The organism is Nocardia sp. CA-135953, assembly GCF_050955735.1.
Taxonomy (GTDB): Bacteria; Actinomycetota; Actinomycetes; order Mycobacteriales; family Mycobacteriaceae; genus Nocardia.
Genome location: NZ_CP192082.1, coordinates 5,738,500 through 5,753,249 on the forward strand (window position 1 = coordinate 5,738,500; position 14,750 = coordinate 5,753,249).

Genomic DNA, 14,750 nt, shown 5'->3' on the forward strand with positions numbered 1-14,750 from the left:
CCGCATGTTCTGCATGTGCCTACCTTCTGGCTCGAAGATCGTCCCGCATCAACAAGTTTCGGAACACGGGAACGGCATCCACATCGGTAGGACATGAGGGTCTACACCTATCCGAACTCGTCCGACGCGGTCGACGTCGCCCGACATCGCATTCGGTATCGGGGCTCGGTGCAGGGCCGCGACCCGCAGGTCCACACACACCGATCGGCAAGGGATCCGGTCACGCTCGAACGCGGTGATGGGGTGCTCGACCGGGCGGTATCGTCTGTAGTCATGTCCACGACACGTGGTCACCTCCCCGGTGACCCGAACGCGTTTGTCGGCCGCGAGCCGGAACTGAGCAGGGTTATCACATTGATGCTCGGCTCCACGCGACTGATCACGCTCACCGGCCCTGGCGGTATCGGCAAGACCAGGCTTGCCACGGAATTAATTCGCCGATACCAGAGAGCGAACAATACCGTGGTGCACTGGGTACGCCTCGCACGCATGGCTCGGGGCTCGACTCGGGCGGCAATCGAAGCAGAAATCGCGCAGTCGGTGATCGAGGCCGATTTTTCGGACCGAACGGCATTCGATGCCTTGACCGATACGTTCAGCTCCACCGATATTGCCGGTCGAGGAGTCGCGACCATCTTGGTGTTGGACAATTGTGAACACCTTGTCGTCGGGGCGGCGCAATTGATCGCCGATCTTCTCGAAGCAGTACCGGAATTGACGATCCTGGCCACCAGCCGCCAGGCAATCGGATGGGCCGATGAATGCCTCGTCACCATCCCCCCGCTGACACAACACGAGGCCGTGACCCTGTTCCGGCAGCGTGCCACACTGACCGATCGCGCCCGCATCGCCGATGACAAACTGTCAATGGTCGAGGAAATCTGCCGGCACATTCACAACCATCCCCTGTATATCCGGCTCGCCGCGGCGAGGCTTCGCCACCAGCCCCTGCCGATGATCCTCGGGGAGCTGACCGGGCAATCCAACGACAGGCGGATGCAGTGGGCGGACGGTCCACGCGCCGGCGTCGATCCCCGTCATCAGGCCGTGCCCGACGTAATCGCGTGGTCGTACCAGCTGTGTGACGAGCAGGAACGCATGCTGCTGTGCCGCATGTCCGTCTTCGCGGCAGGTTACGACGTCAATCCCGAAGAACGCGGCGATCACTATGTATCGGAGGTTGGCGCCGAACTCCGCGCGGTGCAATCCGTCTGCTCCGACGAGATCGGCGCCGATCACCCGAACATCCTCACCGCAGCGGAAATCGTTCAGGTTCTCGAGCGTCTGGTCGACAAGTCGCTCGTTATATCTCATATCGGCGCGAACACAGTCAGATATTCTCTTCTCGAAAGTATCAGACTGTTCGCGCAGCAAAAGCTCCGCGAGCAGGATTCAACCGACCTTGATGAATGCGACCGATTGGCCGAACGGCACCTCCGCTATTATCATCAGCGGGTTTCCGAGGCCCGCGCGACTTGGTTCAGCCCCCATGAACGGTATCTGCTCGATTGGGCCCGAGCGGAATGGGACAACATTCTCAGTGCGATAGAGTTCAGTCTGACGACACCACCGCTGATCGAGACGGGGCTGGAGATCTGCTGCGGGCTGATCGCGTTGCGCGTGCCGTTCTTCAGAGCATCGATGCGGGAAATCCGGCGCCTGACCGAACGCAGCCTGGAAGCCCTCAGAACGCTTCCCCGATACTCGACCATGCTCGAGATCGATGCGCTGTCACAACTAGTGCTGATAACCCTGTGCCAGGGCCAGCACGAGGACGCTGAACGCCGACTGGACCGGTGCATGACCATCTGCCTGTCCGACCTCGAGCTCGACGTCGATTGGCGGTGCCGGCCGGAAGCGGATCTAGGCCTACCCGCACCGGCCGAGTTTGCCTGGGGCGCCGAACTCCTCCTCGCCCAGCGCGATCCGAGAGCGATAGCGGTTCTGGAGCGCGCCCGGAACAAGTGCGATGCCGTCGGAGAACACGGCGGTTCGGCCATGAGTGAGATGTTCGGCGCGATGTCCGCCGCGCTGCTGGGCACCTCCGAGCAGGCCTATGCCCAGGCGCGTGCCTTCCGGGACCGGTCGGCCGAGTCGGGCGCACTGTGGATGCGGTCCTGGGGGGAGATGGTCTGGGCGATTGCATTGACCAAACACGGAAGGCCGAGCGAGGCTCTGGGGTTTGAGCGCACGGCGCTCGAGCATCAGCTGCCGACCCGGGACCAGTGGGGCGCGCTGTGGGTTGTCGAGTTCAAGGTCTGGACGTTGGCGCAGATGATCTCCGATGGAATGGCGCAGCGGAACGTCGATCGAAAAAAGTTGCGCCCCTTGGCCGTCGAGACCGCTTGCCTGATCGGCGGAACGGCGGCACTGCGCGCCCGAATCGGTGTGGACATCGATGAAATGGGACCGTTCGGAGACGAAACGCGCCACGCGATGGCGGTCGCTCGTCGCGTCCTCGGGACGGCAGCCTATTCGGAAGCAGAAGCTCGTGGCACATTGCTCAGACCCGAGCATTCCGAGGTGCAACGATTCGCGCTCGGCACATTGTTGATCAAACAATCGCAGGGGAGCGCACCACAGAGCGGCATTCAACCCCAGTGGGCGGAACTGTCCATGGCCGAACAAGATGTTGCGATCCTGGCGGCAGCGGGATGGACCAATAAGAACATCGCCCTCCGACGCGGAAACTCCGCCAAAACCATCGACGCCCAGATCGCCTCGGTACTGCGGAAACTACTACTGAGATCGCGCGTGGACATCGTCCGATTCGTGCCCGACGATCTAATGGAAGCGGTATGGATCGAGGCGGATCGCCGCCCGAATCGGTCCGGTGCGCGCGGGCCGCGGCGCGGCTCGGCAGCGACCGGGCCTACCTCCTCCAACGCGCCCTCACGTTCCTGACGGGACGAACATCCGCATCAGACAATCCAATCGACAAGTGGGTGCCCGGTCGGACCAATGCGCTGGAGGTTGGCGCGATTGGCGGCGGGGCAGCCTCGGAACGGACGTCGCGAGCGGCGGCGGAACCGCCGTGCTCGTCACCTGGTGTAGGCGTTCGATCATGTCCGCGGCGAGCCGGCCTCGCAGCGCGCTCCGCGATCCGGGTGCACGTCCGGATCAGGGAACGATACGGCGAGCAGTCCAAGATCAGAACGCCAACGACCGCGACGCGCATCAGGATATGCGATGTGCTGGGTAGGCGGATGGAGTGCCCACAAGAAACAGGGGACACTATCTCACTTTCGGTACCACCTTGCGGCTGAATCGAATACCGTCTCAGCGCCCGTATCGCCGCACCGACAGCATCATTGACGGATTCCACACCGAAACGGCCTCACCCTCGACCCCGATAACCACATGACCACAAGCTCGGTAAGCATAACGCTGCGGAACTGTCAATGCCTGCGGGGTCCATGGCGAGTTCTCACCGGAAGCCCAGATACAAGCTGCGCCCGGCAAAATCGAGAGTTGCCGAGGAACTACCTATCCGTTGCTGATGCCGATGGATCGCGCGGCAACCACAATCGTTCGCAGGAGAGATCAATCGAATGCACACATTCCAAACATTGCCCGACCTTTGCGTTTCCCGGTAAAGGAAGTATATGAAAACTGGAACAAAAAGGATTCTACTTGCGCTGGGATCTGTTGTCGGAATAGCGTTGGCGATGCCCGGACTTGTACATGCCGACGAAGGTGGCACTTGTCAGGCAGCATCTGAGTGTACTCTTAAGAATTTCGCTATCGGCGGCCCTTGGTTTGCCGACATGGTAGTGGACAACGGACCGCACGGCGGCAAGATAGCATGGCTTGTGGTGGACGGCTACCATAATTTCCTCTGCAGCGGTGAGCAGGACCTGGACCAAAATGGCCACCTTGCGGCCTCGTTTCCGTGTCCAGATGGGGTTGGTCCCTATCAGTTCAGTGGCGCGTCCCATCCGAATCTGATGGACTGGCATCTCGGACATCACATCTAACGATCTCCAAAAGTTAATGGCCCGCCTCGCCGACGTCTTTGTGGACTGGCACGTTAGCTACCGCACGTAGTTCGCAGGAATCCTCAATTGACTCTGCGACATATTGTTCCGTAACGGCAGGTGATGATCCGGCCAGGTCACGACCTGCCGATTGGACATGGTCGAACTGGTGCGGTTACACGCTGGCAAGACCTGCTCGTGCAAATGCGCGGCATCAATGGGGCATCCATGCCATCACGACCGCCCGCAAGGCTGGCGCGACTTAGCACCATCCTGGTGCGCGGTGGCTCTGCCCATGGCATCGGCATGGTCGTCACTTCACGCCATCCGACATCGTGTGCATCAGAGTGCGGCGGCAGAACAGCGGGGTCGCATCACCTACGAAATACCTGTGCCGCCGTGGAAATTACTGATGTGATCGCGAGAAGACTCTGCTGCGATATGACATCGAGCGCGACGTTGACCGCGTCTCGAAAATCGGTGTTCTGCAAATTCTGGAAAGCAGAGGAAAATGAAGGCTATCGTAGCGAAGGCCGTAGCTGTGTCCGCATTCGTTCTGGTAGGGAACCACGGCGTCGGCTTCTTTCGTCCACGCCGGTGCGACGGTGGTACATCAGGTTCCCTTCCGGCGGGACGGTGGCCGCTGCAACGTAGACAACAGCGTGGATAAGAGCCAGGGAAATTTCATGGGATTCTATGCGTCCTGCGAAATATGCAACACGGCCGGGGACTCGAGGTGGCGCACTGACGAGATTGTGGCATACACCTGCGAAAGTATTCTCGGTTCTGGGGCCGACTTGTATACGCGCCGATAACGCGGTAGGTGGCGTGCTCGGCTGGTCACCGATGGACACGGCGGCGAACCGGAGCCCGAGCGTACTGCTGGTGCGTTGGGCCTCGTCGTGGCAGAGGCTGTCGGTCGGCACGGGCGCGCACGGTCCCCGCGATACGACTGGGTCCGCAAGCCGATCGACGGGACCTGCGCCAAGGGGCGCGGTCACTGGCTGCTGGCGCGCCGCTCGATCAGCGACCCGACCGAGATCGCCTACTACGTCTGCTACGGGCCGAAGAACTCCCGTCTGGTCGACCTGGCGTGGGTCGCGGGGTCGCGTTTGCATGTCGAGGAGGCATTTCAGCAGGCCAAGGGCGAAACCGGGCTAGACCACTACCAGGTGAGAACCTATCGGGCCTGGTACGCCCATACCGCCCTGTCCATGCTCGCCCTGGCTTGGCTGGCCGCCTCCAAAGCCATTGCCGCAAAGGGGGAACCAGCTAACCCGATGAACGCATGATCGCGCTGACGCTACCCGAGATACATCGCCTACTCGTGAATCTCGTTCTGTGACTACACCAAACCACCCGAACACGTGTTGGCGTGGTCGGCCTGGCGACGGCGCCGACAACACCAGGCCCGCCTCAGCCATTATCGACGGCGAGGACACCCCCTTACATAGGGGCAGCCCCACCGAGACGATCCCGGACCGGCATCGTCCTCACTCGGCGAGACGAGCCAGCCCCGGGTTCTTGCGATAGTCCGTCAGGCCGATCACGTTGCCCCAGGGATCAGCGATTTCGATGGTCCAACCCGTATTCACCTCGAAAGGCGGGGCGAGCGGCTCAACCCCATGTGACGCCATTTCCTCGGCCGCGGCCTGGGCGTCGGGAACCTCGAGCCACAACCGCATCGCTGGCTTCGTGCCCTGACCTGCCAGCGGATCGGTCCGGACCAAGATCCCAGGAGCCTCGTCACCGACCTTGAACAACGCGATGCCGTGGTCGGCCAACACAAACTTCACCGACAGACCCAGCTTGGTCTCATAGAAGTCCCGCGCCAGCCCCAAGTCACCGACCGGAACCAGCACATTATCGATACCCAGCACCTTCACAGCCACCATCTAACCAGGCACCCTCACACAGGTGCCGTTGCAGTAGTAGGTCGTGCGGATCGACCAGAGATGGCCACCAAGTACCCGGGCAGGCCCGTACCAGCGCGGCGGCCGAGGCGGAGGGCTGCGAGGAAACGTTGCGAACCTGTCCGGGAATCGGCAGAGCACATCGGTCGGGGGCGTGCCGAGCCGCGGCCGTCCGGAATTAGTGGCTGATGAAGCATTCCCGGATGCCGGCCGGCACGTGGCCGACGGCCTCGGCGAGCAGTTCATAGGAGTGAATTCGGCTCGCGTGGTCGTAGACCATGGTCACGGCCATCAGCTCATCGGCCCCGGTGGTCCGGAATAGCTCGGTCACCTGGTCGCGGACCCGCTGCGGCGAACCCCACACCTGATGATCCAGTCTGTCCCGTGCCCACACCCGCTGGGCTGGAGTGTAGGGAAAGTCCGCGGCTTGCTCCGGCGTCGGGAACAGCGCGTCCGGACTGCCCGAACGCATCTGCACCTGGCCGGCGAGGAACGGTGCGGCTAGTTCCCGGGCCGCACCGTCGGAGTCGGCGACGAACACCAGTGAGGCGATGATGGCGTATGGCCGCTCGAACCGCGTCGACGGCCGGAACGTCTCATGGTAGGCGGCCAACGACGCTACCGTGGCCGTCGGGTTGATGTGGTGTGCGTAGGCATAGGGCAGGCCGAGCCCGCCGGCCAGCCGGGCACTGCCGGGGCTGGAGCCCAGCAGGACCATCGGCGGCCGGTTCTCCGCCGCCGCCCCGGCATGCGCGGAGGCTGCCTGCTCGTCGCCCAGCGTGGAGAAGTAGCTGGTCAGCTCTGCGATTTGCGCCTGGAAGTCGTCGTCGGAGTCGACCTCGGCCCGGCGCAGAAGTTGCGCGGTCAGTGGGCTGAGGCTGCCCGGCGCCCGGCCGACGCCGAGGTCGATCCGGCCCGGGTGCAGCGCCTCCAGGGTGCCGAACTGCTCGGCCACGATCAGCGGCGGATGGTTGGGCAGCAGCACGCCGCCGGAGCCGACCCGGATGGTCGATGTCGCCCCGGCCACCGCGCCGACCAGCACCGCCGTTGCCGCGGTGGCCAGGCTCGGCACGTTGTGGTGCTCGGCGACCCAGAACCGGACGTATCCGAACTCTTCCACCCGTTCGGCCAGCGCGATCGTATTGCGCAGCGAGTGGGTCGCCGACGAGTCGGTCCACACCGGGGCGACATCCAACGCCGACAACGGAACACGCAAGTACCCGGTCACGAAGAGAGATCCTCTCCGCTCTGATGCTGTCCGTCCAGCCTGCCCGAGCCACTGCTGGTAAGAGCCCGAATTCTGATCTGACATCGTCGCAGTCGACACCGCACTGATTCGTCGGCCGAGACTGCCGGACCCGCTGTGATCGATATTCAAGAACGCGTGAGCCCGCTGAACGTGTCGGTGTTGCAGCGAACAGTCACTCTGGAGGAGATCGCGCTCGGTGGCGTCGTTGTGTACGGACGAGTTCGATTTCATCGTCGGCTCGACTGTGCTGGTCGGGGGTAGACCCTTCGTCGGCGGCAAGACGGTGATGCCAGCCGGATTTCCGAGCCAATGATGCCTGCCCCTGTCGGCATGCTGCTGCGCGGCACCATGGCGAGGCTGGAGGACATTCCGTGGCAGGTCGAGCTGCTCGCGATTGATGCTGGCGGCCGGCGTCGTCCTCCGATGGTCGTCGAATCGTGTCGGGGCCGTGCTACTCGAGGATGATCGGAGAGCCTCGAGGATCGTTCGGTCGATGCGACCTGATGGCGATGCCGGCGACAGTGTGGACGCGCGACGATGGCTGCGTCGTTTCGGACAACTAGCGTGGAGGAGCAGCAGTGACGGCAGCGAAATCGGGGGTTTACATCGGAGCCACTGCCGCGGAGCTACGCGACAAGGGTGGTGCGGACAAGGCTGCCGGTGTGGTCAGCCAGAAGGCCCTGTTTCATCGTCGCGGGAAGATCATGCTGGATGCCGACACCTTGGTGTTGTCGGCATGGAGCGACTCTGGTGATCTGATATTGCGGCGCAACGAGATCTACGCGATAAACCGGAAGTTCACTGAGCTGTACGGGCGGTTCATGGGTGGACTGTTCGATACCGGTAAGCCGCTGATTCTCGATACTGCACCGGCTGGTGCAATCTATCTGCTCATCGATCGCAAGGAAATGATGGAGACCACACGGAACAGAGAGTGGTTCGCAGCCATCGTCCAGTGGCGGGGATGAACGGATCCGTCGGACCAGCTACACATCCCGAGCCACCGAACTGGACTACCGGAGGACGAAGAAGTTGCCTTTGAGCTAACTGGGGCGTGGTTGCTGTCGCTTCCATACGCACGTCCATCACCTCGCGGAATCGAGTCGGGTGAACCAGCGCGCGGCCAGAGCGGTCCCGGCGATGCCTGAACCATTGTGATCGACCGGGCCGACGTCGACGATCGGGGGATCGACACCGTGTGCTGGAGGGCGGTGCGGCACTGTGCACTGTTCTCGGTAGCGACGTCGGTGTCCGTCTCCGGTGTACAGCCGGATGGCCATCTGTGGGCCCAGTCGATGCAGATGCTGTCGGAGACTGTCGGAGACATGCAGTGCGTCGGCCAGCGGGCCAATCGGTTTGGTGGGCGCGGAGGGATTGCCGCCTGGCAGCGCGACCGCGAATTGTGCTGGCGTGCGCGGAGTCCTCGGCAGTCAGCAAGCAGATCGCCGCGGCATGGTGGGGACGCGAGAGCAGTGGCCCGGTGGCGCGGCCGGTTCGCGCGAAATCGCCGGCAAGGCTTGGTCGATGAGCGGCGCGGCGCTGCCGCGGCCGAGCTATCGCGTCGGCCGCAAGATCCTCGTGCACCGAGGATCCAGCGTGAACGGCCGCCCAACCTCATGCGGGCGAGTTATAGCCGTCTCTACGATGTAGGCTATCTCGTCATCGGTGATCCGACGGGGACGCTGCGTAAGCTCGCGGAGACTACTTGGTGCACAACCCTGCTCGCATGGTGGTAATCGGCCGGGAGCGGTTGCGGCAGATTCTGCACTCCCACCGGATCAGCTTCCAAGCGCACCCGCACCAGATGCAGGCCCAGATCGCCGACGGGCCGGGCAAGCCACCCATGAGGGAATCTCGGGGCTGCTCGGCGAACATCCGGGACCTGGTTGTATTGCAGCCGATGTACGTTGTGCATGGTCAGGGTTTGGGCTTGGTGGGGGTGCTTTCGCACAGTGCGGTCGTGAGGGCGGTGCGCATGCCCGTCGCGGTTGCGTCGGTGCTGCCCGGGTACAGGTTGGTCATGACAGTGACGCTGCGGCCGTCGGTGGTGGCACCGCCAAGGGCCTGAAATCCTAGGATGCCGCCGTCGTGGCCCCAGTACACGCCGCCGCACGGTAGGGGCGAGCTCTCCAGGCCGAGGCCATAGGTACCACTGGATGAATCGCCGGTCGGATGGGTCGTCATCATCGCCCGCAGTTCGGAAGGCTGCAGGAGCCGGCCGTTCACGAGAGCGTCGAGGAACCGGTTCAGGTCCGCGGCACTGGAGATCATTGCTCCGGAGGCGCCTGCGACGGAGGGGTTGACCTCGGTCATGTCGACGAGGGTGTTGTCCGGCTTGGCGTATCCCTGCGGGTGGGTGCCCGGGATTGCCGTTTCGTCCCCAGGGATGGAGGTGTCGTGGAGGCCGAGCGGTGCGATGACGCGATGTTCGATCTCCTGCCCGTACGGTCGGCCGGTGACCTTCTCGATGAGCATTCCGGCCAGCACATAGTTGGTGTTGGAGTACTGCTGGCCGGTCCCGGGCGCGAACAGTCGCCGGTGGTTGAGCGCGAGCTGCACCAGTTCCAGCGGATCATGGTGTGCGGCAGGAGTTGTCAGTACCTCGTTCAGGTCGAGGTAATCCAAATAGTCGGGCAGGCCGCTGGTGTGCTGGAGGAGCTGCCGCACGGTGATGTCGTGCCCGTCGTTGCCGTTCCCCGTGATCACGCCGACTAGGTACTGCTCGACCGGTGTGTCGAGCCTGACCCGCTGCTCAGCCACGAGTTGCAACACCACCGTGGCCACGAACATCTTGGTCATGCTGCCGATGCGGAACCGGCTGTCGCCCGCGATCGGTGCGTGAGTCTCGGTGTTCGCGACGCCGCTCGTCAGCACTGTCCGCCCGTGCGCGTCGCTCACCTCGAGCAGCGCTCCGGGTGCACCGTCAGTGCCGGTCAACCGCTGCAGGATGGCGCGCACGTCAGTGTAGCCGGGTGGCGGGGTAGTCACGTGGCTGCCCGTCCCACACGCACACAACGTCAACACCGCCGCGACGCACACAGAGCCGAAAACCTTGGCATATCTGAGCATTCCGTCCTCCAACAGCTGTCGGACATCATGCTAGGCAGCCCAGACCGGGGCGCACCTCATCCTCGAGAGCCAACTGACGCGCGGGCTCTCGATACTCGAGGGCCAGGCGTGCCCCACCCTCGAGGTGTATCCGGCGCGTCGCCGCCATCGCCGAGCGCGTGACTAGCCTCGGCCAATCACGGTAATTGCGGCTGACCTGTGCCGGAAATGGTGAAAGGTGCTCTGACCTGCGATAATTCGACTTGCCTAAGGTTGAATTGATCGAGTTCTGGAGCACCTTTCTGGTGGTGAAGTCTATCTCGCCGTATCCAAGGCTGTTGGTTGACGGTGATGGTTCGGGTGTTGTGTCGCATGCCGGGTCTGTGGTGTTGTTGCGCACGGCGGAGAAACTCGGCCTGGTCAGGGGTTTGTCGGCGGCGTTGAATCGGTGGCGCAAACCCCTCGCCTTGCATGATCCGGGCAAGATCGTGCTGAATTTGGCGGTCTCGCTCGCGATCGGCGGTGACTGCGTCTCGGATCTGACGCTGTTGCGGGCCGAACCGGGCGTGTTCGGGCTCGTCGCGTCGGATCCGACAGTGTCGAGGCTGGTGGCGGTGCCGGCCGAGAATGCGCCGAAAGCGTTGGTCGCCATCGCCTCTGCTCGCGCCGATGCCAGGGCTGCGGCGTGGGCCCCGCCTACGACGGTGACGGGCAGGTTCGTGATGGCGCCTGGGTCACCGAGATCACCAGCATGATCGATCTGAGCAGCTGGCCCGAGGGCATGCACGTCATCGTCAGAAAAGAACGCCCCCATCCGGGCGCGCAGTTGCGGTTCACCGACCGCGACGGCATGCGGCTGACCGCGTTCGTACCAACACCACCCGAGGCCAACTGCCCGACTTGGAACTGCGTCACCGCCACCGCGCCCGCTGCGAGGACCGCATCCGCACCGCGAAAGGCACCGGGCTGCGCAACCTTCCGTTCCACCGCTTCGACGCCAACCGGATCTGGCTGGCCATCGTCGAACTCGCGTTGGACTTGACCGCGTGGATGCAGACCCTCGCCCTGCGCGACCACCCCTCGCGACGTTGGGAGCCGAAACCCTACGGTTGCGACTGTTCTCCGCGGCCGGACGCATCGCCCGCCACGCCCGACGAACCCGACTACACCTGGCTCGCCACGCACCCTGGGACACCGCTACTCACCACCGCACTGTCCCCGACTCGACCCCACCATAGCGGTCAGCGTGTATCCTCAACCCCAAGACGCGGCGGCCGTTATCGTAGTAGCCTTCTTATCAGAGAAAAGTTGCTTGCCCAGTTCCGAGGTGTCGCGCCACTCATTGGCTCCAGGGAATTTGAAGGCGGCAAAGGAGCGCTGGTCGCATAAGACTCGGTTTCTTGCACGGCTGCCACGCTCAGATTGACCTCGCGCAGGAGCTGATAGTTGGTGGGATCTGCGATCAGTTTCTCCACGCTTTTGTAGGTGTTATTGGCTTGCTGTGCACCTATCCAGGCACGGATGTTTTTCGCATCATCTGGTGTAAGACTCGCTATTGCGTAGGTCCCAGAATCGCCAGCAGCCCGGTCCATTAGATCTTTCATCGCCTCGCGCTGGCCCGAGCCCAGAAATGCGATGTTATTATTCATATACGCATCGGCCCAAGCTTCCTGGCCTGCGGAAAGACGTATGTCTCCGTCCTTAGACCTGTCTCGCCGGTATCGGAACGCAGCTGACCTCAGTGTCGCGATATCGGCTGCCACTTCTTCGAATGACTGATTCGTATCGTTGTGCACTACGCGCCGTCGTGCCGATGATTGAAGGCGCTGTGTCGCTGCCACCATCTGGGTGACACGGTCGTCGGACAGGGAATAATTTGCAGCATTCCCGAGGGTAATTCCCAAAGATTTATGGGTATTACTGACGACTCTTTCGTCTTCAAAACCGGCTCCGTACAAAGCTCCACGCACGTCACCCAGGGTTCCACCATTGTCGAGGACTGCCCGTGCAGCAGCACCGGCGCCGAGATATGTATCTATCCCTCCGTATGACGTAGCAGCTTTTTTGGCCATTCGGGAAAATGTTATGCGATTAGCATAGGATCCGCCGTAGGCGGTTGTTCGGCCGCCGCCCAATTCAGGGTCGTTCCAGAAGTCGCCTTGAGCCTCCTCCTTCTTCTTCTTCATTCGTGATTGAGGATGCAACCAGCCCGGAGTACCAGCTGCAATCCATTCGGGCAACGGAGAGTTGGCAATGGTGCTCAGCCCGCCGAGCATCGCCATCGTGCTCATCGCGTGAGTGACGCCCATCTGTCCCATACCGAGCGCCCGGCCACCTCCACTCCCGCCCCGGGTACCAGCGTTCTGAGCGGCTAGGGCAACCCGGTTGGCGACCCAGTCGTTGGCGCCGTCAAGACTGTGGCTCAACTTCCGTAAATGGACGACAGCGATAATCTGCACGATTGCGGCCATGACGAGCACGGCCATGACCTGGCCCTTCGCCTGGCGGAATAGATCGCCGAGAATGAACATATCGATACCCAGAAAGCCGGTAAATACCGCCATGCGCCCTGCAGCGATGAAACTGTCCACGACATCGCGGATCAGCGCAGTTTGCGTCGGTCCGTAGATGAATCCACCGGCGGCGAATCCGAAGATGGCCCGAATTCCATGATAGATCGCGTCCATTGCGGCCTTGATCACCTTGAGGCCCAGATAGGCGGCGAAGCCCAGGAGTACGACTCCGGCAAGTAGCAGAATCAGTCCCGTTGCGATTTGTCCTACGTTCGGGTTGTCGGCTGCCGCATATGCGGCAGTGTCACCGCACGTTTTCATGCCGTTCTTGATCTGGTCGCTGTTGCTGGCGTTTATGCCGGCCGTCCATATGGCCTGGCAGGCCGGCCGCTCATCGACGACATGCCCGAAGTTCCACACCTGCAAGGGCTTTCGCACGAAGTTATCGGCCATCTCGGCCTGCAGGGTCTCGATCAGCGCGCTCGGGTCAGGGCTGCTACCTCCGTTGAGCCCGGCAGCAACTGCTATTCCGACATTGCGCCCTTGGGCCAGGAACCCGTTCGACGACAGTACGTCACCGAGCGGGTCGGCCAGGAACATGGCACCGAATATCGCCACCGCAAGCATGCTCACCACTTGCATGGCCGCCTTCGTGTAGTAGCCTCGCGTCACGAAGTATGCGACGAAGAAGGCGCCAATGGTAGCGGCAGTCACCAACATCAGTGACGTCGCGATCTGACCGGTGAGATTGACAGCCACATCGCGTAGTATCGAATCGAGCCAATCGAGCCACGCGAAGCTCAAAACCCACCCGATGAACCAAATTACCGACGTCTGGATGACGTACCAACCTGCATACAACAGCAGCAATGGCGTCGAGATGATGGTATTGCCGAGGTGCATTACACCACCGGTGTTGGTGACAAAGGTGTACTTCGATAGTTGGACTCCCTGGGAGTCGTGGACGCCCATCCAACTGAGTCCGCTGCTCACCGAAGACACCTGCTCACCGGTGCCGGTCTGAGCCGTCGCCACCGCACCGATCACGATCGGGACAACTACCAGGACGACGAAGGCCAGAAGAACCCGCACGGCCCACCGGCGTCCGCGGGTTGCCCAGCCCCACGCGCCGAACCGCCGGATTGTTGCGTCGAGCGACCGGCGGTCCGGATCGAGCCACCGATACAGCCACGTGCGGTGTGTCTCTCGCCCTGCCGCCTCGGAAAAAGACAGATCAATTTCGGTCAGCCTGCGAAAACCTGCAAGCAACACTGCCCTGACTCCACAGTTCCGCCAGAGAATCAATGCGCAAGCCACGCCGACACGCAACTGTCCGATACGTGCCGTCTCCCGCGGTTCCTGGCACAACAGTTCAGCGGGATTACGCTCAACCCGCGACTTAGTCATAACGTGATCCGCAACCTGTAGTCGCGGATAACGCTTTCCGCGATTAGCGACAACTGCCTCGTGGCCGCGTCTCCAGACCCCATGATCATCAGCTGGCTACTACTGTGCCGCAAATCCGAGGTCATCGGAGATCCGACGAGGAGCCTCCTTACTAGCATGGGCTCCCTCGTCATTACCGCGATCAAGGTTGCCGGCCCTTTCTCAGCTGGCCCGAGGCAACAACGCAGTACTCGACTGATACCACTGACTCCGCCGGATTCGAACAGAAGATTCGATCTTGTTCCGCGAGCACCGCGTTCGAGGAAGAAGATTAGTATCCCAATAGAACATTGCCCGCCGACCCTGCGCATCAGTAGACGTTAAGTAATACCGCAGTGGTCATGATCCGATCCAACGTAAGGGGCGCAGGTTCCACGTGGCTGGCTGGAATTTCGCTATGTGTTCTATGTGATAGCCACCCGCTGCGATCATCAGGTGAGGCCGGGGCCGACGCACTGGCGGGGAGTTCGCCGCAACGTCCTGGCAAAAGCTCTCGGTCGGTGCCGGCGCGCATGGACCACGTGGCCGCGCGGAGCGGTACGGCCGGGTCGATTCCGATGTGCACGAGCATGCTCGGCGGCAGTCTGCGTGGCCGAGAACTGAT

7 protein-coding genes and 2 pseudogenes are annotated in these 14,750 nt (G+C 62.4%); 5 read left to right on the top strand and 4 right to left on the bottom strand.

Features of this window, described 5'->3' with window-relative positions; genetic code table 11:
- Positions 1-93: 93 nt before the first annotated feature.
- The 3 genes and pseudogenes from ACQPXH_RS26505 to ACQPXH_RS26515 all read left to right on the top strand — a co-directional run.
- A complete protein-coding gene (locus ACQPXH_RS26505) occupies positions 94-2,904 on the top strand; it encodes an ATP-binding protein (RefSeq protein WP_433599190.1) in 2,811 nt (936 codons plus the stop codon).
- 701 nt (positions 2,905-3,605) lie between these two features.
- On the top strand, positions 3,606-3,977 hold the full coding sequence (locus ACQPXH_RS26510) for a hypothetical protein (protein WP_433599191.1): 372 nt from the start codon (positions 3,606-3,608) through the stop codon (positions 3,975-3,977).
- Positions 3,978-4,835: 858 nt separating this feature from the next.
- Positions 4,836-5,269 (top strand): annotated as a pseudogene (locus ACQPXH_RS26515) (IS701 family transposase); the annotation flags it as partial.
- Between the two features lie 201 nt (positions 5,270-5,470).
- Here ACQPXH_RS26515 and ACQPXH_RS26520 read toward each other — a convergent pair.
- Positions 5,471-5,872: a VOC family protein gene (locus tag ACQPXH_RS26520; protein ID WP_433599192.1), complete on the bottom strand. Its 402-nt coding sequence runs from the start codon at positions 5,870-5,872 to the stop codon at positions 5,471-5,473.
- Positions 5,873-6,068: 196 nt separating this feature from the next.
- Positions 6,069-7,118 carry an LLM class flavin-dependent oxidoreductase gene (locus tag ACQPXH_RS26525; RefSeq protein WP_433599193.1) on the bottom strand — a complete coding sequence of 350 codons (1,050 nt, stop codon included), beginning with the start codon at positions 7,116-7,118 and terminating at the stop codon, positions 6,069-6,071.
- Positions 7,119-7,717: 599 nt separating this feature from the next.
- On the opposite strand from ACQPXH_RS26525, the gene ACQPXH_RS26530 reads away from it, so the two are divergent.
- Complete coding sequence (locus ACQPXH_RS26530; protein ID WP_433599194.1) at positions 7,718-8,107, top strand: hypothetical protein; 390 nt, start codon at positions 7,718-7,720, stop codon at positions 8,105-8,107.
- 949 nt (positions 8,108-9,056) lie between these two features.
- Here the strand turns inward: ACQPXH_RS26530 and ACQPXH_RS26535 are convergent.
- The gene (locus tag ACQPXH_RS26535; RefSeq protein ID WP_433599195.1) at positions 9,057-10,127 is read right to left on the bottom strand and encodes a serine hydrolase domain-containing protein; all 1,071 of its coding nucleotides are present in this window, start codon (positions 10,125-10,127) and stop codon (positions 9,057-9,059) included.
- A gap of 365 nt (positions 10,128-10,492) precedes the next feature.
- Here ACQPXH_RS26535 and ACQPXH_RS26540 point away from each other — a divergent pair.
- A pseudogene (locus ACQPXH_RS26540) lies at positions 10,493-11,425 on the top strand (transposase).
- A gap of 39 nt (positions 11,426-11,464) precedes the next feature.
- Here the strand turns inward: ACQPXH_RS26540 and ACQPXH_RS26545 are convergent.
- Positions 11,465-14,107, bottom strand: coding sequence for a hypothetical protein (locus ACQPXH_RS26545; protein ID WP_433599196.1), 2,643 nt, complete (start codon positions 14,105-14,107; stop codon positions 11,465-11,467).
- Positions 14,108-14,750: the final 643 nt, after the last annotated feature.